18 protein-coding genes and 1 pseudogene are annotated in these 22,667 nt (G+C 68.9%); 5 read left to right on the top strand and 14 right to left on the bottom strand.

The features are described from left to right. Positions 1 to 97: 97 nt before the first annotated feature. Together I4U41_RS15505 and oleD are read right to left on the bottom strand one after the other, a co-directional pair. Positions 98 to 256 carry a DUF1328 domain-containing protein gene (locus I4U41_RS15505; protein ID WP_115844375.1) on the bottom strand — a complete coding sequence of 53 codons (159 nt, stop codon included), beginning with the start codon at positions 254 to 256 and terminating at the stop codon, positions 98 to 100. 88 nt (positions 257 to 344) lie between these two features. Then, complete coding sequence (oleD, locus tag I4U41_RS15500) at positions 345 to 1,340, bottom strand: 2-alkyl-3-oxoalkanoate reductase (protein WP_206862058.1); 996 nt, start codon at positions 1,338 to 1,340, stop codon at positions 345 to 347. 177 nt (positions 1,341 to 1,517) lie between these two features. Between oleD and I4U41_RS15495 the strand changes: the two genes are divergently transcribed. Beyond that, positions 1,518 to 2,618, top strand: coding sequence for a serine hydrolase domain-containing protein (locus I4U41_RS15495; RefSeq protein ID WP_206862057.1), 1,101 nt, complete (start codon positions 1,518 to 1,520; stop codon positions 2,616 to 2,618). Here I4U41_RS15495 and I4U41_RS15490 read toward each other — a convergent pair. Next, positions 2,602 to 4,155 carry a winged helix-turn-helix domain-containing protein gene (locus I4U41_RS15490; protein WP_206862056.1) on the bottom strand — a complete coding sequence of 518 codons (1,554 nt, stop codon included), beginning with the start codon at positions 4,153 to 4,155 and terminating at the stop codon, positions 2,602 to 2,604. The genes I4U41_RS15495 and I4U41_RS15490 overlap by 17 nt on opposite strands. A 3-nt stretch (positions 4,156 to 4,158) precedes the next feature. Beyond that, positions 4,159 to 5,811: an olefin beta-lactone synthetase gene (gene oleC / locus I4U41_RS15485; RefSeq protein ID WP_206862055.1), complete on the bottom strand. Its 1,653-nt coding sequence runs from the start codon at positions 5,809 to 5,811 to the stop codon at positions 4,159 to 4,161. A 101-nt stretch (positions 5,812 to 5,912) separates the two neighbouring features. Here oleC and I4U41_RS15480 point away from each other — a divergent pair, with 101 nt between their 5' ends. After that, positions 5,913 to 6,296, top strand: a complete 384-nt coding sequence (locus I4U41_RS15480) for a YkgJ family cysteine cluster protein (RefSeq protein ID WP_206862054.1) — start codon at positions 5,913 to 5,915, stop codon at positions 6,294 to 6,296. A gap of 272 nt (positions 6,297 to 6,568) precedes the next feature. Here I4U41_RS15480 and I4U41_RS15475 read toward each other — a convergent pair whose 3' ends face one another. The 4 genes and pseudogenes from I4U41_RS15475 to I4U41_RS15460 all read right to left on the bottom strand — a co-directional run bounded on the left by I4U41_RS15475 (position 6,569) and on the right by I4U41_RS15460 (position 12,371). Beyond that, positions 6,569 to 7,468 (bottom strand): alpha/beta fold hydrolase, encoded by a 900-nt coding sequence (locus I4U41_RS15475; protein ID WP_206862053.1) that lies wholly within the window; start codon positions 7,466 to 7,468, stop codon positions 6,569 to 6,571. A gap of 181 nt (positions 7,469 to 7,649) precedes the next feature. Next, positions 7,650 to 8,672 carry a 3-oxoacyl-ACP synthase III gene (locus I4U41_RS15470; RefSeq protein WP_115844387.1) on the bottom strand — a complete coding sequence of 341 codons (1,023 nt, stop codon included), beginning with the start codon at positions 8,670 to 8,672 and terminating at the stop codon, positions 7,650 to 7,652. 345 nt (positions 8,673 to 9,017) lie between these two features. Then, positions 9,018 to 9,311, bottom strand: a pseudogene (locus I4U41_RS15465) (DUF4156 domain-containing protein); the annotation flags it as partial. 207 nt (positions 9,312 to 9,518) lie between these two features. Next, the gene (locus I4U41_RS15460; RefSeq protein WP_206862052.1) at positions 9,519 to 12,371 is read right to left on the bottom strand and encodes a M16 family metallopeptidase; all 2,853 of its coding nucleotides are present in this window, start codon (positions 12,369 to 12,371) and stop codon (positions 9,519 to 9,521) included. A 172-nt stretch (positions 12,372 to 12,543) separates the two neighbouring features. Here I4U41_RS15460 and I4U41_RS15455 point away from each other — a divergent pair, with 172 nt between their 5' ends. Beyond that, on the top strand, positions 12,544 to 13,254 hold the full coding sequence (locus tag I4U41_RS15455) for an SDR family oxidoreductase (protein WP_206862051.1): 711 nt from the start codon (positions 12,544 to 12,546) through the stop codon (positions 13,252 to 13,254). A 31-nt stretch (positions 13,255 to 13,285) separates the two neighbouring features. Continuing rightward, positions 13,286 to 13,765 carry a tRNA (cytidine(34)-2'-O)-methyltransferase gene (locus tag I4U41_RS15450; protein WP_206862050.1) on the top strand — a complete coding sequence of 160 codons (480 nt, stop codon included), beginning with the start codon at positions 13,286 to 13,288 and terminating at the stop codon, positions 13,763 to 13,765. Between the two features lie 60 nt (positions 13,766 to 13,825). On the opposite strand, the gene I4U41_RS15445 is transcribed toward I4U41_RS15450, so the two are convergent. The 3 genes from I4U41_RS15445 to I4U41_RS15435 all read right to left on the bottom strand — a co-directional run bounded on the left by I4U41_RS15445 (position 13,826) and on the right by I4U41_RS15435 (position 18,320). Continuing rightward, positions 13,826 to 15,172 carry a M20 family metallopeptidase gene (locus tag I4U41_RS15445; RefSeq protein ID WP_206862049.1) on the bottom strand — a complete coding sequence of 449 codons (1,347 nt, stop codon included), beginning with the start codon at positions 15,170 to 15,172 and terminating at the stop codon, positions 13,826 to 13,828. 234 nt (positions 15,173 to 15,406) lie between these two features. Beyond that, positions 15,407 to 17,758, bottom strand: a complete 2,352-nt coding sequence (locus I4U41_RS15440; protein ID WP_206862048.1) for a Tex family protein — start codon at positions 17,756 to 17,758, stop codon at positions 15,407 to 15,409. Positions 17,759 to 17,852: 94 nt separating this feature from the next. Continuing rightward, positions 17,853 to 18,320: a cupin domain-containing protein gene (locus tag I4U41_RS15435; protein ID WP_206862047.1), complete on the bottom strand. Its 468-nt coding sequence runs from the start codon at positions 18,318 to 18,320 to the stop codon at positions 17,853 to 17,855. Between the two features lie 72 nt (positions 18,321 to 18,392). On the opposite strand from I4U41_RS15435, the gene pdxR reads away from it, so the two are divergent. Further along, entirely contained in the window at positions 18,393 to 19,841 is a 1,449-nt protein-coding gene (gene pdxR / locus I4U41_RS15430; protein ID WP_206862046.1) for a MocR-like pyridoxine biosynthesis transcription factor PdxR, read from the top strand. Between the two features lie 53 nt (positions 19,842 to 19,894). Here the strand turns inward: pdxR and I4U41_RS15425 are convergent, their stop codons facing one another. From I4U41_RS15425 to I4U41_RS15415, 3 genes are all read right to left on the bottom strand, one after another. Beyond that, positions 19,895 to 20,701, bottom strand: a complete 807-nt coding sequence (locus I4U41_RS15425) for an MBL fold metallo-hydrolase (protein WP_206862045.1) — start codon at positions 20,699 to 20,701, stop codon at positions 19,895 to 19,897. A gap of 186 nt (positions 20,702 to 20,887) precedes the next feature. Then, the gene (locus I4U41_RS18590; RefSeq protein WP_320415208.1) at positions 20,888 to 21,160 is read right to left on the bottom strand and encodes an EF-hand domain-containing protein; all 273 of its coding nucleotides are present in this window, start codon (positions 21,158 to 21,160) and stop codon (positions 20,888 to 20,890) included. 200 nt (positions 21,161 to 21,360) lie between these two features. Continuing rightward, positions 21,361 to 22,548 (bottom strand): DesA family fatty acid desaturase, encoded by a 1,188-nt coding sequence (locus I4U41_RS15415; RefSeq protein WP_206862043.1) that lies wholly within the window; start codon positions 22,546 to 22,548, stop codon positions 21,361 to 21,363. Between the last annotated feature and the right edge of the window lie 119 nt (positions 22,549 to 22,667).

Here is a 22,667-nt window from a genome sequence, read left to right as displayed (position 1 = left end):
CCGCGCCCCGCACCCGCTCCTGCCCTGGCCTTTCGCGCCGGACGGCCCCCTCGAACCGGCCGTCCGGCGCGGGCATTACGTGAGTCGGATCAGGCGGTCAGACCCGGCGACCGCGCAGCATCGAGATGACGGCCAGCACCAGGAACACGACGAACAGGATCCAGGCGATGTTGCTGGCGGCGCCGGCGATTCCACTGAAGCCGAGGACCGCGGCGATGATCGCGATGACGAAGAAGATGACGGCGTAGCTGAGCATCGGTGCACTCCGTGGCGCGGTGCGCCTGACTGGGTGTAATCGATGCTAGGCACGGAGCGGTCGCCGAAAGGTGACGATCCGCGCCGCCTCAAGCGCCCATGCAGGCCGCCTTCAGTCGGGTGAGTCCCTCGTGAATGCTGACCGATGGCACGTAGCCGAAATCGCGTCGCGCAGGCGCCATGTCGTACCAGTGCGTCGTGCTCAACTGCTCGGCGAGGAAACGCGTCATCGGCGGTTCGCCCTTCAACGGCAGCGCATGCCACAAGCCTTCGCACACCACGCCCGCGGCGTACGCGACGCCGAACGGAATGGTCTTCGACACCTGCGGCGCGCCGGCGGCGTCGAGCAGGCCGTTGACGATCTCGCGCACCGTGCGCGGCTCGCCGTTGCTGATGAAGTACGCGCGGCCGGCGCACGCGGCGCCGGGGCGCAGGTGTTCGAACGCGTCGAAATGCGCCTGCGCGGCGTTGTCGACGTAGGTCGTGTCGATGCGGTTGTTGCCGTCGCCGACGAAACGCAGGCGCCCCGCCTTCGCGCGTTCGACCAGGCGCGGCAGCAGCTGGTTGTCGCCCACGCCCCAGATCAGCCGCGGACGCAGCGCGACGGTGGCGAGTGCAGCGTCGTTGGCGGCGATGACGAGCTTCTCGGCGATCTGCTTGGTCGCCGCGTACGGCGCCTTGAGGTGCTCGCCATAGGGCACGGTCTCGGCGGTGCCGCCTTCGACCGGATGCGTCTTGCGATGCGTGACGCTGGGCGTGGAGGTGTAGACCAGGCGTGCGATGCCGTGCGCGCGGCAGGCGTCGATGACGTTCCGCGTGCCGACGACGTTGGCCAGGTGGTAGCTCTCGTAGCTGCCCCACGCGCCGGCCTTGGCGGCGTTGTGGAAGATCGCCTCGCAGCCGGCCGCGGCGGCGGCGACGGCGTCGCGCTGCGCGAGATCGCCCTGCACCTGGGCCACGCCGAGCCGGTCGAGCGCGTCGTATCGGCCCCGGTTGAAGCTGACGACCTCATGCCCCCGTTCGCGCAGGCCGCGGCACAGCGCCTGCCCGAGGAACCCGCCGCCACCGGTCACCAGGATCTTCATCGGGCGTCTCCGTTCGCAAAGGGGTCACACCATAACGGGGCCGGCGGCAGGTTCCAACGCCCGGCCCGGTGGGCGCGAGGGCCGTCGCAACCCGTCCTTCATGAATCTTCATTCGCATTTCAGGCGCTTCATACGCGCATCGGCGCCAATGGCCGCTCCACCACCGGAGTCCGCCCGATGCGTCGCCTGCTCGCCCTGCCGTTCCTCGCCCTGCTCGCCGCCACCGCAAGCGCCGCACCGCCCACCGCGCGGGACGATGGCTGGCGCGTGGCCGATCCCGCCCGCGCGGGCTTCGACGTCGCCACGCTCGCCGCCCTGGAAACCGCGGTCGTAGGCGGCGAGGCGCCCGACACGACCAGCGTCCTGATCGCCCGCGACGGCCGCCTGGTCTACGAGCGCTATTTCGGCCAGGGCGGACCGGACGTGCTCAACGACACGCGCTCGGCGACCAAGTCCGTCACCGCGCTGCTGGTCGGCGCGGCGGTCGACCGCGGCTTGATCGATGGCGCGAAGGCGCCGGTCTACGGATTCTTCGCCGATCGGCAGTGGGACCATCCCGACCCGCGCAAGAGCGCCTTCACCGTCGAGGACCTGCTGACGATGAGTTCGCAATGGGAATGCGACGGCGACAACCAGTTCTCCGCCGGCAACGAGGAGCGCATGTACCTCAGCGCGGACTGGACGCAGTTCGCGCTCGATCTCCCGATCAGGGGCTACGCGCCGTGGACGAAGCGGCCGGAGGACAGCCCGCACGGGCGCGCGTTCGCGTACTGCACCGCCGGTTCGTTCCTGCTGGGCGCGATCGTGGAGCGCGTGAGCGGGCGGCCATTGGCGACATTCGCGCGCGACGTGCTCGAAACACCGCTGGGAATCACCGAAAGCCAATGGCAACGTTCGTCGGAAGGCGTCGGCATGGGCGGCGGCGGCACGCGTTACCGCAGTCGCGACCTGGCGAAACTCGGGCAACTGCTGCTCGATGGCGGTCGATGGAACGGCAAGCAGGTGATTTCCGCCGACTGGATCCGCGCGATGACGACGGTGCAGGCCCAGGCACGCGACGACGCGGATTACGGCTATTTGCTGTGGCGATTCCGATTCGACGCGCGCGGCACGGAACACGCGGCATGGGCGATGTCGGGCAACGGCGGCAATTACGTGTTCGTCGTGCCGTCCGAACGCCTGGTCGCCGTGATCACGCGCACGCGCTACAACCAGCGCGACATGCACGCGCAGTCGCAGCGGCTGATGTCGGAGTACATCCTCAAGGCGCTGCGCTGACGTCCAGCTTGCGCGCGCGAACCGCCTCGCGTTCGCGCGCGATGGCCGTGTCGATGGCCGCGATCAGCGCATCGAATCGCGGCGACCTGCGCACATTCGCGAGCAGCGGCGTCGCGCGCAGGTAGGCCGCGTCGCGATAGCCCATCGCCACTGCATCGGAGAGTGCGACGATCGCGGCATCGCGGTCGTCGATCATCGCCAGCAACAATGCGGCGTCGAGCCCATCGAACGGATCGCTGCCGGCGCGCAGCCCCGCGCGCAGCGATTCGGCACGTGCGCGGAGCAGGTGCGCGGGCGGCTGCACCGGCGACATAGACCACAGCACGGTCCTGGCGAAGCTGCCCTGCGGCCGAAGTTCCGCCGCACGCGAGGCTTCGCGCCAAGCTGCATCGCGGTCGCCCCGCGCCCACGCGAGTTCGGCCGCGAGCAGATGCAGGCCCGCGTGATCGGTGCCGCGCTTCATCGCCTCGTCGAGCGCGACCTGCGCTTCGGCGTTGCGGCCGTGGCGCATCAGGAACGACGGCCACGCGAGGTTGGAGAACACGTTGTCGGGATACAACTGGAAGCTGCGGCGATAGCGCGTCTCCGCTTCGGCGGCATAGCCCAGCAGGTCGAGATTGGCCGCGATCTGGATCTGCAGGAACCGCGCGCGCGACGGATCGCGGACGGCGAGGTTGGCGGCCAACGCGTCCGCGAGGCGTCCGCGTCGTTCGTACAGATACGCCGCCGAGGCACGCGCACCGTCGTTCGATGGATCCAGCGACAGCGCGCGCTCGTAGCCACGCAGCGCGTCGTCGATGCGGCCACGGCAGTCGAAGGAATACGCGACCGCGGCATGCGCGGCGGCATGGTTCGGATCCACGGCGATCACACGCTCGGCCAGCGCCTGCGCGCGATCGATCTGCGCGGCCTCGCCGTTGTAGAGGCACACCTGCGCGCTGAACGCACGGCTCAGGCCGACGAGTGCGTCGCGATCGTCGGGCGCTTCCTGCAGGCGTTGCCGATAGAGCGCGATGGCGCGCTCGTTGTCGTCGCGCTGCCCGATGCCGGCGTAGTACGCGGCACGCTGGAGCAGCGGCGAAGGCGGTTGCGCGTGTTGCTCGTCCCCGCGTTGCAGCCACCACGCCACCGCACCGACGACGAGCAGCACGACCGCGATGCCGACGTAGACGGGGTTGCGTTTTGCGCTGCGACGAAGCGTCGTGTCGCCGCTGGTGTCATCGATGCGCTGCGGCGGCACACACAGCTGATAGCCACGCCCGCGCACCGAGCGCAGGTATCGCGGATTCCGCCCGTCATCGCCCAGCGACTGGCGCAACAGGCGTACGCGCTGCGTGACGGTCTCCTCGTTGACGACGGCCGGCGCCCACACGCGCTCGATCAGCTCGTCGAAGCCGACCACGCGCTGGCCCTGCTCCAGCAGGAATTCCAGCAGCCGGAAGCTCAGCCCGCCGACGTCGAGCAGCACGCCATCGCGCTCCACGCGCTGGCGCGGCACGTCGATGAGGAGATCGTCGAGCCGGTAGCGCGTCGTCATGCGTCAGCGCACGCGGCCCGCGGCCCAGACGGCGAGCTTCTCGCGCCCGATCTTGGCGTTGTGGCGGATGTCGACCGGGAATTTCGGATGGCGCAGGAACGTGTCGATGCGCGCCGTATGCGCGTGGCGCGAACCGATGTCGCGCAGCTCGCGCTCGATGCGCGGCCATTCGCGATCATCGTTGCCGTTCGCCAGCTCGACGCACAGCACCGGCCGCTGCGCACCCATCGGACCGACCCCCACCAGCGCGGTGCGGCGCACATCGGCGTGCGTGTTGAACACCGGTTCGACCTGCTCGGTGTACAGCGGGCCCTGCGCGGTTTCGACGCGATGCGATTTGCGCCCGCAGAACCACAGCCGGCCTTCCGCATCGAGATAACCGACGTCGCCCATGCGATGCACGACGCGTTCGCCGCCGTCGCCAACCGGCTCGCGGATCTTCGCGGCTTTCGTCTGCGCGGGACGATTGAAGTAGGTGTCGGTTGCGGTGGGACCGGCGACGGTGATCTCGCCGACCACGCCCACTTCCACGATGCGCGCGTCGCGCCAGTGCGCGATCGCGTTGTCGGTGATCGCGATGATGCGCACCTCGTTAGGCGCGACCGCGCGACCGACGCAGGTGCCGGCGCCGGCCTCGGTGGCCGCACGCGTGGATTGCAGTTCGCGGCTTTCGATCACCGCGACGGGCAGGCATTCGGTCGCACCATAGGGCGTCCAGAAGCCGGCGTCTTCGGGCAGCAGTTCGCGCATCTTCGCCACGACGTCGGCCGGCACCGGCGCGCCTGCGGAGGTCACGCGTTTCACCGTCGGCAGCTTCGCGCCGAAGTTCGCCAATACCGCCATCAACGCGGGCGAGCCGAACAGCTGGTCGACGTCGAAGCGCGCGATGGCGTCGTGCAACTTGCGCGGATCGGCAAGCGCGGGCTTGGTCGGGTCCATGTCGGGGATGATCGAGGTGAGCCCGAGCGCGGGATCGAACAGCGCGAACGGCGGGAACGTCGGCAGGTCGACGCCGCCCGCCTGGATGCCCAGCGCGTCGCGCAGCATGGCGATCTGCGCGACGAAGTGGCGATGCCGGTACACCACGCCCTTCGGCATGCCGGTGGAGCCGCTGGTGAAGAGGATCGCGGCAACGTCGTCGGGTTGCGTCGCGGCGAGCTGCGAGCCGGCGTTCGCGCCATCGCGTTCGATCTGCGCGAGCGTCGCATCGCTCAGCCATGCGCGCGTACCGGTCGTGATGCGGATGCGCGCGGACGTCGCCCAGCGCAGCACGGTCCGCGCGACGTGCGCGAGCGGGATGCCGATGAAGGCCTCCGGCTGCGCTTCGTCCAGACACTGCTTCAGCGCGCGCTTGTCGATGCCCGGATCGACCAGCACCGGCACGGCGCCGGCCTTGAACAGCGCGAACATGAGCAGGAAGAACTCCGGGGACGGCCGCACCATCACCACCGTGCGGGTGCCACGAACGATGCCGCGCCGCGCCAGGCCGGCGGCGATGGCGTCGCTGCGGGCGTCGAGATCGCGGTAGGTCAGGGTCAGGTCGAAGCGGGCCAGGCCGTCGGGGCCGCGCGTGCCGGGGCAGCGCATGGCGATGCGGTCGGGGAAGCGGGCGGCCAGCCCGGGCAGGGTCGCGGCGATGTTGCACGGCTCGTTCATGCATTCATTTTCGCCCGAACGGCGCCGCGCTTGCGCCTGCCGCTGGAAGCCTCAGAATTCCGCACCCGCCCCATGTCTCCGGACCCCGCGACGGTCCACCCATGCGCCACCCCTGCCTGACCTGCGGCGCCTGCTGCGCCTTCTTCCGCGTGAGTTTCCACTGGTCGGAGGCCGACCCCGAGCTCGGCGGCCAAGTGCCCCCCGAGCTGACCGAAAGCCTGCGCACCCACGAACGCGTGATGCGGGGTACGTCGCAATCCAATCCGCGCTGCGTCGCATTGGACGCGGACATCGGCCGCTACAGCCGCTGCACGATCCACGACCGCCGTCCGTCCGTCTGCGCGCTGGTGCCGGCGTCGTGGGAGTTCGGGCAGGCGAGCGCGCAGTGCGACAAGGCGCGGCTGGCGCACGGGCTGGCGGTACTCACGCCGGAGGATTGGGTGGGCGTGGACGAGGGCGAGAAGAATCCGTTGCCGGAGGTTTGAAAGCCGCCGCTTTTCCAACGCGGGCAAGCGAAGCGCGCCCGGGGAGGTGGCCGGTGCCCCGGGTGCGCTTCGCTTACCCGGGCTACAAGAACATCGTCATCCGGCGCGAGAACATCGTCATCCCGGCGAATGCCGGGATCCAGGCTGATGGCGTTTCAGCGAAAGCGGGTGTCGGTGATCGTCGATGCAACGCACGTCCCTACTCCACCCCCGGAGGGAGAGGGGCTCAACGCAAAAGCCCTAAGGCCAAAGGCGGAAGGCAAAGCCAACGCTCAAAGCGGATTCGAATCCAGGAACGCCCGCATCTTCGGCACCAGCAGGTCGCCCTTGTCTTCCATCACGTAATGCCCGGCGTCCTCGAACGCGTGCACCTGCGCGTTGGGCAGCGCATCGGTGAAGCCTTGCAGGAAGTGCCTGTCGAACACGAAATCGCGCAACCCCCATGCGATGAAGGCCGGCCGATCGGCGTACTCCGGCAGTTTGCGGCCCATCGCCTGCACCAGCGGCCACGCGGCGTCGCCTTCACCCAGCGGGATGTCCTGCACGAAGCGCGAGGTCGCGATGCGGTTCGCCCAGCTGTCGTACGGGCCCACGTAGGCGCGGCGCACGTCCGCGGGCATCTTCTTCTCGACGCCGACGAAGGACGCCACCGACGAGAACGCGTTGAAGCCGCGGATCAGCAACGTGCCCAGGCCCGAGTCGCGGCCGAACTTCAGCGACTTCGGCAGCGGCTTGCTCGCCGGCAGCGGGAACGAACCGGTGTTGGTGACGATGAGCCGGCGGATACGGTCCGAATGCCTGAGACCCCAGCCGAAGCCGATGCCGCCACCCCAGTCGTGCACGGCCAGCGTGACGTCGCCCTTGATGCCGAGGTGATCGAGCAGGGTTTCCACGTCATCGATGCGCGATTGCAGCGTGTAGCGGTAGCGCTCGTCGGTCGGCTTGTCGGACAGCCCCATGCCGACATGGTCCGGCACGATGCAGCGGTAGCGTTCGCGTAGACCGAGCACCAGCTTGCGCCAGTAGAAGCTCCACGACGGATTGCCGTGCAGCATCACCACCACTTCGCCGTCGCGCGGGCCTTCGTCGAGATAGCTCATCGTGATGCCGGGGCGCACGTCGAAACGCTGCGGCGTGAAGGGGTAATCGGGAAGCGGCAGATGGATCGTCATCGGTGTTTCCTGCTCGTCGTTCCGCTTGTGCGGAATTCCCGGGCGCCTCGGTGGATCGCTGGGCCCCGCCTCGCGGGACGACGCTGGATGTTCGGTGGATGGTGCGGTGCGCGGCATCAACGGGCGCCGCTCAAGAAAAACCCGGCGCGCGGCCGGGTTCTTCGTACTGCGTGCGCGTCGCTTACCAGACCACTTCGGCCATCGAGCAGTTCAGGCCCGAGCCGATGCCCAGCAGCGCGATGCGCGTGCCCTTCTTCACGCGACCGCCCTCGCGCAGCTTGCTCAGCACGATCGGCACCGACGCCGGGCCGATGTTGCCGTGCTCGCCGAAGATGGTCAGGACCTTCTTCGGGTCGATGCGGAACGCCTTCAGGAAGGCCTTGGTGTGCGCCTTGCTGACCTGGTGGATGACGAATTCGTCCAGCTCTTCCACCACCCAGCCGAGCGCGGCGCGTGCGGCGGCGAAGGTCTTCTGGCCAAGCTTGAGGCCTTCGATCATCAGCATGCGGCCGTCGGCGATCATGCGGTCGTGCACGAGGTCGCCGCGGCAGAGCTGGTTCCACTCGGTCGCCGAACGCGTGACGCTGCCGCGGTAACGCGGCGCGCCGGGGGCGAGTTCGCTGCGCGCCAGGACCATCGCGGCGGCGCCGCTGCCCAGCGTCAGCGTGGCCATCTCGTCGCGGAACTGCTCTTCGGTGACGTCGTCGCGGCTGAGGCGGTCGAGCGTCTTCTCGTAGGCCAGTTCGGCCGTCTCGCCGTTGACGACCAGTGCGTAGTCGATCTCGCCGCGTTCGATCATCCGGCTGGCGATGTCCATGCCGTTGAGGAACGCCAGGCACGCGTTGGCGACGTCGAAGTTCTGGCAGGTATCGGGCAGGCGCAGGTTGCCCGACACGATGGACGCCGTGGACGGCTCCAGGTAGTCGCGGCTGACCGAGGTGTTGACCAGCAGGCCGACGCGATCGGCGTCGATGCCGGCGTCGGCCAGCGCCTTGACGCCCGCAAGCGTGGCGGCGTCGGAGGCCTTGACCTCGCCGTCCCACAGGCGGCGTTCGCGCACGCCGGCGACTTCTTCAAGCACGTTGTACTTGATGCCCAGGCGATCGAGCGTGGGCTTGAGGCGGGCGTGGATTTCGTCCGAGGTCAGCCGGCGGGGAGCATCGATATGGGCAAGACCGGCGATGGCGACGTGCTGGAACAACATGGGCGGCTGACCGGAAACGGAAACGAACACGCCATGTTAACGCTTAATTTCCCTCCGCCGCCATCCGGTTGCGTATGGTGGGTGCGCTCCTGGCGACGGACGGCGGCTGGGATTCAGCGGTGTGATGAGGGCTGCGGCCCCGGGGCCGGCGCTGGCACCCACTGGATGCCTCGTCGTCTGGCGGAGCTGCCACTTGCTCGCGGGCCGCCTGACAGGAACCACTGGGGGCTGCCCTCCCCCCGCGCCGGCCAGGCTTGCCCGCCGTCAACCACCCAGCGGATAGGTCTGCGCGCTACCCGTGGTCTGCGCCGGAGCCGGCACGACCGCGCCGCGTCGCGCAGCGCCGCAGCGCCAGGCGGCGAACCGCTGCGAACCGTTGATCGGGCCACCCATCGGCTGCACGGTGTCGGCTTGCAGGCCGAGCGCCTCGTTGCGGGCCAGGGTTTCCAGCTCCTCGCGCACGCGCAACTGGTTGCGCTCGTAGAAGGCGACCTTGTTCTTGACGGTCACCTCGACCTCGCCGCGCTTCTCGCAACCGGCCGGCGGGCCGTTGCCGTCGATCACGCGCACCGACGAGGCGCCAGGGGCCATGTCGACCCACGTGCAACCGCCGGCGACCAGCGCCCCGAGCAGAACCATCCCGAACATCGACTTGCGCATCGTTACCCCGTGTTTCGCGCGACGCGGTCGCCGCGCTTGAATGGACGGGCGCGATTGTCGCCGCACCGGCCACCGTTGTGAACGCCAGGCAGTGAACCGCGACTGAGGCCTTTGTCGCGGTTCGACTGTTTGCAGGTGTCGCGTTCTGCCAGATGCGCCGTCACGGCGAGGCGATGACGCCACCCGTCATGGCGTGCTCGTCACCTTGTTGCCGTCGGCGTCGAGCACCTGCACCTCGCCCAGCCTCAGCGCGCGCACGGGCTTTTCGATCTGCTTGAGGTCGCCGACCACCACCCAGGTCAGCGCGTTCGGATCGAGCGTCGCCGCAGCGGCCTTCACCTGCTCCGGCGTGAGCGCCTCGATCTGCGCCTTGCGCTGGAACACGTAATCGTCCGGACGGTCGTAGCGGACGATGCCGCTGATCGCGCCCATCACCGACGAGGCCGTTTCGAATGCGCCCGGCAGGCTGCGGATTTCCGTCGCCTGGATCTTCGCCACTTCCTCGGGCTTCGGCGGTGCCTTGCCGCTGGCGTAATCGGCGATTTCGCGGCTGAGTTCCTTGAGCGAGTCGGCGGTCCTGTCGATCTGCACCGGTGCGAACGCCATCCACGGGCGCTGGCCCAGCGCGTTGGCCGAGAAGCTGTAGGCGCCGTAGGCCCAGTGCTTGTCCTCGCGCAGGTTCATGTTGAGACGCGAGGAGAACTCGCCGCCCAGCACGGAATTGGCGATGTCGAAACGGACCGAGTTCTCGTCCTTCGTCGACGGCACGACTTCACCGGCGAAGATGTTCGCCTGCACCGCGCCGGGCTGGTCGATCAGATACACGCGTGGCTTCGCCGGACGTGCGACCTCGCCGATCTGCGGACGCGCCGGCGCATCGCCCGCGGGCTTCCAGTCGCCCAGGTGCTTGTCGAGCAGCGGCACGATTTCCTTCAGCGTGGTGTCGCCGACCACGATCAGCGTCGCGCCGTCCGGGCGCACCCAGTCGCGGTGGAAGGCGACCAGATCGTCGCGGGTCAGCGCGGCGATCGAAGCCTCGGTGCCGCTGCCGCTGAACGGAATCGCATATGCGTGGCCCGCCCCGTACAGCAGCGGCGGCAGCACGCGCATCGCCGCGCCGTTCGGGCGCGCCTTCTCCTGCTTGATGCCGGCGACCCAGCTCGCCTTCACGCGGTCGATTTCCTTCTGGTCGAAGCGCGGATCGCGCAACATCTTCGCGAACAGCGCGACCGACGGATCGAGGTTCTGCTTCAACGCCGACAGGTAGGCCTTGCCGCCATCGAGCGACGCGCCGGCACCGAGGTTGGCGCCCAGCGACTCGGCGCGATCGCCGAAGGCCAGCGCGTCCAGCTCGCCCGCGCCTTCGTCCATCATCCCCATCGCGAAGCTCGACGTGCCCAGCTTGCGGCCCTGGTCGGCGCTGTAGCCGCCGGCGAATTCGTAGCTCATCTGCACCACCGGGATGTCGTGGCGCTCGGCCAGGATCACCGTGGTGCCGTTCTTCAGCGTCGCGCGCTGCAGCTGCGGGAATTTGAGGTCGGGGAACTGGCTGGTCTTCGGCGCGCCGGCGCTGCGGTCGACGGTGGCCGGAAGCGTCGTGTACTTCGGATCCACCGCCGGCAGCTGCATCGGCGCCGGCGTGACCGACGCGTCCTCGGCGACGATGGTGCGATCGCCCGGCACCACGACCAGCGTGTGGCTGCCCTTGGTCAACCAGTTGCCGGCGACGGCGGTGAGGTCGCGGGCGCTGGCGGTGTCGATGATCTTGAGGCTGTCGCGGAAGCAGCCCGGATCGCCGGTGTAGACCGTGCATTCGGCCAGGGCGTCGGCCTTGCCGCCGAAACCGCCGATGCGCTCGATGCCGCGCACGAAGCCGGCCTTGAACACGGTGCGGGCCTGTTCCAGCTCGCTCTTCGTCGGACCGTCCTTGAGCAGGCGGGCCAGTTCCTCGTCGATGATCGCCTCGACCTTCGCCGGGTCGACGCCCTGCTTCACGTCGGCGGTGATCACGAAATTGGAGCTCAGCTGCATCGCGTACGCGGCGGCGGAGACGTTGTCGACGAGCTTGTCCTCATGCAGCAGGCGCTTGTCCAGGCGCGAGGACTTGCTTCCGCCCAGCACCTGCGCGAACAGCTGCAGCTTGTCGAGGTCCGGCGTGCCGGCCTGGGCGACGTTCCACACGCGGTGGATGCGCGCCTGCGGCACCTTGTCGGTCATGGTCGCGCGCGTGGATTTCGCGAGCGGCGCGACATCGACCTGCGGCTGCGCCATGGTCGGCGTGGCCGGGATGTCGCCGAAGTACTTCGCCACCTTCTGCTTCGCGGTGGCGACGTCGATGTCGCCGGCGAGCACCAGCACGGCGTTGTTCGGCCCGTACCAGGTGCGGAACCAGCCCTTCACGTCGTCGAGCGAGGCGGCGTCGAGGTCCGCCATCGAGCCGATGGTGCTGTGGTGGTACGGATGCGATTTCGGGTACAGCGCCTTGCCCAGCGCGTCCCAGACCTGGCCGTAGGGCTGGTTCTCGCCCTCGCGCTTCTCGTTCTGGACGACGCCGCGCTGCTCGTCGAGGGTCTTCTGATCGATCGCGCCGAGCAGGTGGCCCATGCGGTCGGACTCCATCCACAGCGCCATGTCGAGCGCGGTGCTGGGGACGTTCTGGAAGTAGTTGGTGCGGTCGGAATTGGTGGTGCCGTTCATGTCGGTGGCGCCGACCAGTTCGAACGGCTCGAAGTATTCGCCGCGATGGTTCTCCGAACCGTTGAACATCAGGTGTTCGAACAGGTGCGCGAAGCCGGTGCGTCCGGCCGGTTCGTCCTTGCTGCCCACGTGGTACCACAGGTTCACCGCGACGATCGGCGCCTTGCGATCGGTGTGCACGACCACGCGCAGCCCGTTGGGCAGGGTGAATTCCTCGAAGGGAATGTCGACCGTCGCCTTCGGCGCGGCCCACGCGTGCGCCGGGGCGAGCGCGACGCCTCCGAAGGCGGCGGCCAGGGCGAAGGCAAGCGCGGCGATGCGCGGGCGGGACGAAGCGGGCATGGGGGACTCCTGTGGTTCGAACGGGCATCCTAGCCGCCGCCCATGAGAGGGGGCACTAGGCCACAAGTCCCACCGGCCGTAGGAATTTGGCTCGCGTTGGGGTGGGAGGCCGTCGTCGGACGCTCACGCTCCGGCCCCTACACTGGCCGCCCCTTCCCGCCGGAGCTTCGCGATGACGCCTGCGCACCCGCCTCGCCGCAGCCTGGTCACCGGCGCCAATCGGGGGTTGGGACTGGAGTTCGCCCGGCAACTGCTCGCCCGCGGCGACCACGTGGTCGCGACCTGCCGACATCCGGGCAAGGCGAACGCACTCAACCAGCTGGTGGGCGAACATCCGGGACGCCTCCACGTCCTGCCGCTGGACGTGGCCGACCCCCGGTCCCACGCCGAACTGGCGCGCGAGCTGCCGCTAGTGATGGACGGCATCGACCTGCTGATCAATAACGCCGGCGTGCTGCATTCGGGCGAGCGCTTCGGCCATGTGCCGGCGGCGAACCTCGACGACAGCCTCCGCACCAACGCGACCGGCCCGTTCCTGCTCACCCAGGCGCTGGCCGAACGCCTCGTCGATGGCGCGAAGGTCGCGAACCTGTCGTCGGTGCTCGGTTCGGTGGCGTCGGTGGAGGGCTTTCATACGCCCAGCTACGCGATGTCGAAGGCCGCGCAGAACATGGCGACGGCCCTGCTCGCCTCGGCGATGCGCGAGCGCGGCATCGCGGTGGTCGCGCTGCATCCGGGGTGGGTGCAGACCGACATGGGCGGCAGCGGCGCGCAGATCGCGCCCGCCGAATCCGTGCGCGGATTGCTAAAGGTCATCGACGGCCTGCGCATCGCCGACGCCGGGGCGTTCTTCGATTACCGCGGAAAGCCCGTGCCGTGGTGACGTGGGCGCGCGTCGCGGCGATCATGCACGCATGTTCGACGTCATCCTCTTCCAGCCGGAAATCCCGCCCAACACGGGCAACGTGATCCGCTTGTGCGCCAACACCGGCGCGCGGCTGCATCTGATCGAACCTCTGGGCTTCACGCTCGAGGACAAGCAGCTCAAGCGCGCGGGACTGGATTACCACGAGTACGCGACGCTGCGGGTGCATGCGGACCTGACCGCGGCGCTGGCGTCGATCGCCGCCGCCAACGGCGCGCCGCCGCGGCTGTTCGCGCTGAGCACGCGCGGCACGGTGCGCTTCGATACGCCGCGTTACCAGGCGGGGGATGCCTTCCTGTTCGGGCCGGAAACACGCGGATTGCCGGCGGACGTGCTGGACAGCGTGCCGGCCGCGCAACGCCTGCGGCTGCCGATGCGGCCGGACAACCGCAGCCTCAATCTTTCCAATGCGGTGGCGGTGTGTGTGTTCGAGGCGTGGCGGCAGCGAGGGTTCGAAGGCAGCGCCTAGGCGCTGACGCCGTCCCGTCCAACCCTTCCCTTGAAGGGGAGGGCGTCGAAGCGCTACGTCTCAGCGCGCGTCGGCGACGGCAGCGCCCTGCGTAGGTGAATGCAGGTAATCCAGCGTCACCTGCAACAACGCGCGCAGGCCGAGGTCGAGCGCGGATTCGTCCAGCGCGAACTTCGGCGAATGGTTGCTCGGCGCGGTCACCGGATCGATGCCCTTCGCCGTCGCGCCGACGAAGAAGAACATCGACGGCACTTCCTTCGCGTAGTACGAGAAGTCCTCCGCGCCCATCTGCAGCGGCGGTTCGATGACGTTGTCGGCGCCGGCGACGGCCTTCAGGCTCGGGATCATGCGCGCGGTCAGCGCGGGATCGTTCACCGTCACCGGATTGCCGTCCTGGTCCGGCACGCTCGCCTCGGCGGTGGCGCCGTTGGCGACGCTCACGTGTTCGGCGACGTTCTTCAGGTCGGTGAAGATGCGCTGGCGCATGCCCTCGTCGAACGTGCGGATGGTACCGACCAGCTCGACCTCGTCGGGAATGATGTTGTAGCGGATGCCACCCTTGATCGCGCCGAAACTCACCACTGCCGGGAGCTTGGCGATATCGGTGCGGCGGCTGACGATGGTCTGCGCGGTGCCGATCACGTCGGCCGCGGCGACGATGGGATCGATGCCGCCCCATGGCCGCGAACCGTGCGTCTGGCGGCCCTTCACCTTGATGGTGAATTTGTCCGACGCCGCCATCAGCGGCCCCTGGCGAACGCCGATCTGGCCGGCCTGCAACGTCGAGAACACGTGCAGGCCGAACATCGCATCGGGCTTGAAGTCCTTGAACAGGCCTTCTTCCAGCATCAGCGACGCGCCGCCTTCCTCGCCATCGGGCGCGCCCTCCTCGGACGGCTGGAACACCAGCATCACCGAGCCCGGCAGGTCGGCCTTCATCTTCACCAGCGCATCGGCGATGCCGAGCAGGATGCCGGTGTGCGCGTCGTGGCCGCACGCGTGCATGACGCCGACGGTTTCGCCACGGAACGTCGCCGTGGCCCTGGACGCGAACGGCACATCGACCTGTTCGGTCACCGGCAGCGCGTCCATGTCGGCGCGCAGCGCGACCTTCGGGCCGGGCTTGCCGCCTTCGATGATCGCCACCACGCCGTGATGCGCGATGCCGGTCCTCGGCTTCAGGCCGAGCGCGCGCAGGTGTTCGGCGACCTTCGCCGCGGTGCGTTGCTCGCGGTTGGAGAGCTCCGGATGCTGGTGGAAATCGCGTCGCCACGCGACGACCTTCTGCTGCACGCCCTTCGCGGCGGCGGCGACTTCCGGCCGTTCCTGCGGCGCGGCAGCCTGCGCGTGGACGAACAACGGCGTGGCAAGCAGGGCGCTGCTCAGCAGCGCGGGCATCAGGCGCATCGACGGTGACTCCCGGAGTGATGCGCCGATCCTAACCCAGCGGGGGTTTGCGGCGATGGGCCGCCCGCACGCATTTGCAGCCGGGTCAGCGAAGCGAACCGCGCCTCGGTGCAACTCGGTTGCGGTAGTGATGAACGCGCCGCAGCGCGTTGCACCATCAACGTGCAGGCGTCCTTGTGGAACTCGCCACGGCAACCCGGGTGCGCTTCGCTTACCCGGGCTACAGAAGCGGGCTCAGCTTTTCTTTGCCTTGGCGAACGCGGCTGCCAGCGCGTTGTTCATCGGTGGCGGCGTGTTCGCGCGTGCGGCGTTGAAGCCGCCGCGTGCATCGCGTCCGCCACGCGGTGCGCCGCCGCGCGGTGCATTGCGATCGTCGCGATCGCCACGCGGCGCCGGCGCGCTGTCGTCGAGCCGACGCGTGAGCGCGATCCGCTTGCGCGCGACGTCGACCTCCAGCACCTTCACCTTGACGATGTCGCCGGCCTTGACGACTTCGCGCGGGTCCTTCACGTACTTGTCCGACAGCGCGGAAATGTGGATCAGGCCGTCCTGGTGCACGCCGATGTCGACGAACGCGCCGAACGCGGCGACGTTGCTCACCACGCCTTCCAGGATCATGCCTTCGCGCAGGTCCTTGATGTCTTCCACGCCGTCGGCGAAGCGCGCGGCCTTGAACTCCGGACGCGGATCGCGGCCCGGCTTTTCCAGCTCCTTCAGGATGTCGCGCACCGTCGGCACGCCGAAGGTTTCATCGATGAACTGCTCGGCCTTGAGCGAACGCAACAGCGACGCGTCGCCGATCAGCTGCTTCACCTCGCAGCCGCACTGCTTGAGGATGCGCTCGACCACCGGATAGGCCTCCGGATGCACCGACGAGGCATCCAGCGGCTGGTCGCCATCGGCGATGCGCAGGAAGCCGGCGCACTGCTCGAACGTCTTGTCGCCCAGGCGCGGCACCTTCAGCAACTCCTTTCGCGATTTGAACGCACCGTTCGCATCGCGATACACGACGATGTTCTGCGCGATCGTCGACGACAGGCCCGACACGCGTGTGAGCAACGCCGCCGAGGCGGTGTTCACGTCGACGCCGACGGCGTTCACGCAGTCCTCGACCTTCGCATCGAGCGCGCGCGCGAGCTTGAACTGGTCCACGTCGTGCTGGTACTGGCCGACGCCGATCGCCTTGGGTTCGATCTTCACCAGTTCCGCCAGCGGATCCTGCAACCGGCGTGCGATCGACACCGCGCCGCGGATCGACACGTCGAGGTCTGGGAACTCCTTCGCCGCGAACTCCGACGCCGAATACACCGACGCGCCGGCTTCGCTCACGACGATCTTCTGCATCTTCAGCTCGGGCGCGAGCTTGATGAGGTCGCCGGCGAGCTTGTCGGTTTCGCGCGACGCGGTGCCGTTGCCGATGGCGATCAGCTCCACCGAATGCTTCGCGCACAGCGCGCGCAGGATCATCAGCGACTGGTCCCACTGGCGCTTGGGTTCGTGCGGATAGATCGTCGCGCTATCGACGAGCTTGCCGGTGCGATCCACGACGGCGACCTTCACGCCGGTGCGCAGGCCCGGATCGAGGCCGAGCACGGCCTTCGGCCCGGCGGGCGCGGCGAGCAGCAGGTCCTTCAGGTTGTCGCCGAAGACGTCGATGGCCTCGGCCTCGGCCTTTTCGCGCGCCTGCGAGAACAGGTCGAGCGTGAGGTGCAGGTGCAGCTTCGCCTTCCACGTCAGGCGGCACGAATCCATCAGCCACTTGTCCGCGGCGCGCCCCTGCGCCTTGATCCCGGCGTGGTGCGCGACGCGGCCTTCGCCCTGCAGGTGACCGGCGTCGGCATCGGTGCCCGGGTCGAGGTCGATGAACAGGAATTCCTCGCGACGACCGCGGAACAGCGCGAGCAGTCGGTGCGACGGGATCTTCGACAGCGGTTCGGCGTGATCGAAGTAATCGCGGAACTTCTCCCCGGCCGCTTCCTTGCCTTCGGCCACGCGCGAGCGGATCACGCCGACCTCGCCCAGCCAGGTGCGCAGTTCGCCGACCAGCGCGGCGTCTTCGCCCCAGCGCTCCATCAGGATCGCGCGCGCGCCATCGAGCGCGGCCTTCGCGTCGGCGACGCCCTTTTCGGCATCGACGAAACCGGCGGCGAATTCCTCCGGAACGAGCGCCGGGTCGGCCATCAGTCCATCGGCGAGCGGTTCCAGCCCCGCTTCGCGCGCGATCTGCGCGCGCGTGCGGCGCTTGGGCTTGTACGGCAGGTACAGGTCTTCCAGGCGCGCCTTGCTGTCGGCAGCGATGATGTCCGCGCGCAGTTCGTCGGTCATCTTGCCCTGCTCCTCGATGCTGGCGAGCACCGCGACGCGGCGGTCTTCCAGTTCGCGCAGGTAGGTCAGGCGCGTTTCGAGGTTGCGAAGCTGCGTGTCGTCGAGGCCACCGGTGACCTCCTTGCGGTAGCGCGCGATGAACGGGACGGTGGCGCCCTCGTCGAGCAGCGCGATGGCGGCCTGCGCCTGCTGCGGTTGTGCGTTGATTTCCTCGGCGATGAGGCGGGCGATCTTTGCGGCGACTTGCTTGGTGTGCTGCATTGCTTCCAATCGTCAAAGCCCGGCGAATCCGGGAGAGGGGCGATTGTCGCAATGTGCACCGCGGCGCGGTACCCGTTGACATCGCCGCGCGCCCTCATTCGGACAGGTCCAGCACCGGAAGGCCGTATTCAGCGCACCAGGCCTCGTACGCGCGGCGTTGCGAATGCGCGTCCGCGCGGGATGTCACGCTGTTGTCCGGGCCGAGGAACTCCACCGCGCCGATCACGACCACCAGCGCGGTCATCTCCTCGTCGCCGGTCACGCGCCACCAGTCGGTGTTGCCGGGCGGCTCGTAGACGTAATCGCCCGGGCCGATCACCTCGCCGGTGCAGAGCGTGCGCGTGCCGGCGAGGTTGTAGGCGTGGATCTCGCCGGTGTGGCGGTGCAACGGCATGATCGCGCCGGGCGCCATGCGCAGCAGCTCGACGAAGCCGCGACCGCCTTCGAGGAAGCGCAGCGGTTTCCAGGATTTCTGCGGCGACATCGGGATCCACGGCGTGCCCGCCGCGGCGGCGACGCGAGCGGGGAGGAAGTCGTCGAGCGGGCGATGGCGTGCGGTCATGGGGCGCTCCGGATGCGGTGGTCGATGTCGATACCGTAGGCTTCGACTGGACCCATCGGCGGACCAGTTGCGATGACCTCTACAGAACCAGTTTTCGAGTTCCCCCTGGACCTGGGCGGGATCGCGGCGACCGGCCGCACGCGGGCGCTGCACGAGGCGCTGCGCGCGGCGATCCTCGACCGCCGCCTGCGTGCCGGGACCGGGCTGCCGTCCACGCGTCGCGTCGCGAACGCCTACGGGATCGCCCGAAATACCGTCATCGCCGCGTACGACCTGCTGGTCGCCGAGGGGTACGTGATCACCCGCGCGGGGGCGAAGACGGTCGTCGCGGAGGTCGCATCCCGCCCGGCGGCGCGGGCCCCGCGGCTCGCCGACGGCCACCTGCGCGCGCGCTGGCAGCCGCCGGCGTGGAGCAGCGCGGTGTCGAGCGGCGATGCGTGGACGCCCGGTTTCCGGCTGGGCGTGCCGGACCATCGCGAAGTGCCGTTCGACGTGTGGCGCCGGCTGCTCGCGCGCGCCTTCCACCCGCGTCACGGCGCCGCCTTCGGATACCAGCCGCCGCACGGCCGGCCGCGCCTGCGCGAGGCGATCGCCGGACACGTGTCGTTCGCGCGCGCGGTGGCGTGCCGCGCCGAGGACGTGGTGGTGACGTCCGGCGCGCGGCAGGCGTTCGACCTGCTCGCGCGATTGCTGGTGGTGCCCGGGCGCACCGTGGTCGCGGTCGAGGACCCGGGGTATCCGACCGTGGGCGCGACCATGGCGGCGGCCGGCGCCGATGTCGTGCCGGTACCCGTCGACGACGAAGGCCTGCGCGTGGACGCGCTGCCGCGCGAGGCGCGCATCGTCTACGTGACGCCGTCGCACCAGTATCCGACGGGCGTGGCGATGTCGATGGCGCGCCGCCGTGCGTTGCTGGATTTCGCGCGCGAACGCGATGCGCTGGTGATCGAGGACGATTACGACGGCGAATTCCGCTACGGCGCGCGGCCACTCGATGCGTTGCAGACGCTCGATCGCGAAGGTCGCGTGGTGTATGTCGGCACGTTCTCCAAGAGCCTGTTCCAGTCGTTGCGCATGGGCTACGTGGTGGCGCCGGAATGGCTGCGCGACGCGTTCGCCGCCGCGAAGGAACGCGCGGACACCTGCGGCAACGTGCAGGTGCAGGACGCGCTGGCGGAGTTCATCCTCGAAGGTCATCTCGCGCGGCATGTGCGGCGGATGCGGCGCGTGTATGCGGGCCGGCGGACGGTGTTGTTCGAGATGCTGGACGGGCCGTTGTCGCGGTGGTTCGAAGCGGTGCCCTCGGAAGCGGGGATCCACGTCGCGGCCCGGTTCGTCGATGCGGATTCCGCGGACGCGTTGCTGCCGCGCGTGCGTGAGCATGCGGTGGGCGCGATGCCGCTACGGACGTTGTCGCGCCGGGAAGATGCACTGCATGGGGTGGCGTTCGGGATCGGGTGCGTGGATGAATCGATGATCCGGGAGCGGTTGGAGGTGCTGGCGGGGGTGCTGCGGCGATGACAGGCGGCATTGCTTGTCCCCCTCCCCTGCCTGCAGGGGAGGGAGTGCGTGTGTCACGCGGCGATCGCCGCCAGATGACGCTCGAACGACGCATCCACCGCCGCGCGACCATTCCCGATGATGTTGCGACCCCACGTGAAGCCATATACGTCGGCGAAGTCGACGCCATCGAGCAGCGCGCGCATCGCATGCACGTCGCGCGTCTTCATCGGGATGTAGTTCGGATAGCTGTACATGAAGGTGACATGCCGCCGGTCGAGCACGACCTGCAACGCGTCGCCCGGGAAGAGCGCGCCGCCTTCGCGCGGGCCGCCGTTCCAGTGCAGCGCCGTACTGCCGTCAAAGTGGCCGCCGACGCGCAGCAGCGTGACGTCGTCCGACAATCGCAGCGCATCGCCGCGCCAGAACCCGATGCGATCGGAGGGACGCTGGACCCACGCGCGATCGGCTTCGTGCAGCAGGATCGGCACGCCGCCGAGCGCCTCGCTCCACTCCACCATCGCACTGTAGAAATGCGGATGCGAGATGACGATGCGATCCACGCCGCCGCGCGCGTTCAAAGCGGCGACCGCCTCATCGGTCACCAGGCTCACGCATTCCCACATCAGGTGGCCGGCGCCGGTGGGCAGCAGCAGCGCGCGTTGCGGGATCGCGAAGTCGCCGGCGATGCCGATGCCGAGCAGGCCCGCGTCGTCCTCCATGCGCAGCTTGAAGCGACGCGCGAGTTCCTCATGGGTGGTCCAGCGCTGGCCATGCCAGCCGACGTACTGGCGTTCGTCCTCGCAGATGGGGCAATGCGACGGCGGCGTGGCGCCTTGCGCGAACTGGGTGCCGCAGGTTTCGCAGATGAAGCGGGGCATGGTCGTGGCCTCGATGATGTCGGGGCCAGACTAGGAAGCGGGCGGTGCAGCGCGTGGGCCAGTTCGTGCGGAATGGCAGGAACCAGTCCGTCGTCGCGCCGTTGTAGCCCGGATAGGCGGAGCGATCCGGGGCTTGGGACGTCGGGGAAACCCGGGTGCGCTTCGCTTACCCGGGCTACAAAAGCTTCATTGCGGAGGTGCCAGCAGCTCCCGGGTATCGAGGAAGCCATCGCGATTGCCGTCCTGCCGCCCGAACCGCTCCGCCACCGTCCGGCGATGATCGGCGAGGCTCACCGGCCGGCCGCGTCCGCCGGGCAGTTCGTCGGGTGTCAGCACGCCGTCGCCGTTCGCATCCATGCGCGTGAAGGCGTAGCTGAGCCAGTCCTGGTATTCGGCAAGGGACACGCGTCCGTCCCCATCGGCGTCCATGCGAGCGAGGTAATCGGTGCTGGCGTCCACCGGACCGGCATTCACCGGCGCGACCGGTTCAGACGGAGCCGCAGGCGCTGGCGCCGCCGGCGCGCGATTCAGGCGCAACGGGATCGATTGTGCCGACGCGTCGAACGCGCACGCCAGCGCGAGGCACAGCAAAAGGCCCGCGCGTTTCCGCGCGGGCCTGCGTGTGGCGATGCGATCCATCGCGATCACCGGCAACGACCTCAGGCCGTGCGTGCCGGCACGATCGCGTAGCCCTTCAGGCGCGCGGAGAACTGCTGCAACGCCTGGATGCCGCTGGCTTCGGCTTCGGTGCACCACGCGTGCAGCTTGGCGAGCGTGGCCTGCGCGTCGTGCGAGCGGTCGTCGAGCACCTGCGCCAGGCGCTGGCGGAATTCGGCCAGCGTGGCCATCTTCGGGCGCTCGGCGAGCCACGCCTGCAGCTTCGCGCGCTTGTCCTCGTCGAGCCAGCGGCCGTCGTCGGCGAGGCCCTGGCGCATGTGGCGCGGCAGCTTGAGCTTGGCTTCACGCAGCGCGGGCAGGGTGACGTTGCGGTAGTAGTCGGTCATCGCCTGGAAGCGGATCGCCAGCAGCGCCTTGAGCGTTTCGCCGTCGGGAATGGCGATGTTCGGGCGCACGTCCAGCGTCGGCGCGACGCGCAGCACCTTCGCCAGGCGCACCTTTTCCAGCAGCTTGATCGCGCTCCAGCCGATGTCGAATTCCCACTTGCGCAGCGCGAACTTCGCCGACGACGGGAATGCGTGGTGGTTGTTGTGCAGCTCCTCGCCGCCGATCCAGAAGCCCCACGGCGTGAGGTTGGTCGCGGTGTCGGTGGTCTCGAAGTTGCGATAGCCCCACCAGTGGCCCAGGCCGTTGACCACGCCCGCGGCCCAGAACGGGATCCACAGCATCTGCACGGCCCACAGCGCGACGCCCCACATGCCGAACAGGACGAAGTTGACCAGCAGCATCAGCACCGGGCCCATCGTCGCGTGCGGCGTGTACAGGTGGCGCTCGATCCAGTCGTCCGGGCAGCCCTTGCCGTACTTCTCGATGTCCTCGCGCTGCGCGCGCGCCTCGCGGTACAGCTCCACGCCGCGCCACATCACCGTGTCGATGCCCTTGAACTGCGGGCTGTGCGGATCTTCCTCGGTCTCGCACTTGGCGTGGTGCTTGCGATGGATCGCCGCCCACTCGCGCGTGATCATCGAGGTGGTGAGCCAGCTCCAGAAACGGAAGAAATGCGCGAGCACGGGATGGAAATCCACTGCGCGATGCGCCATCGACCGGTGCAGGTAGAGCGTGACGGAAAAGATCGTCAGCTGGGTGACCACCAGCAGGTAGATCAGCAGTTCACCCCAACTGGCCTGCAGGAGGCCGGCGGCGATGAAATCGAGCAGGGACAGGGACATTCTTCGACTCCGCGAACGCCGGCGCAGCGCGCTTTCCGGCAAGGATTCCGACCGGGCTTGCGCGCGGCCTGGAAGGATGATGCCAGCCGTGCGCCACCGTTCGCGCCGGTATGGCGTGG

The organism is Lysobacter changpingensis (genome assembly GCF_017308985.1).
Taxonomy (GTDB): domain Bacteria; phylum Pseudomonadota; class Gammaproteobacteria; order Xanthomonadales; family Xanthomonadaceae; genus Lysobacter_J; species Lysobacter_J changpingensis.
This window is presented reverse-complemented; position numbering and strand designations above follow the sequence as displayed.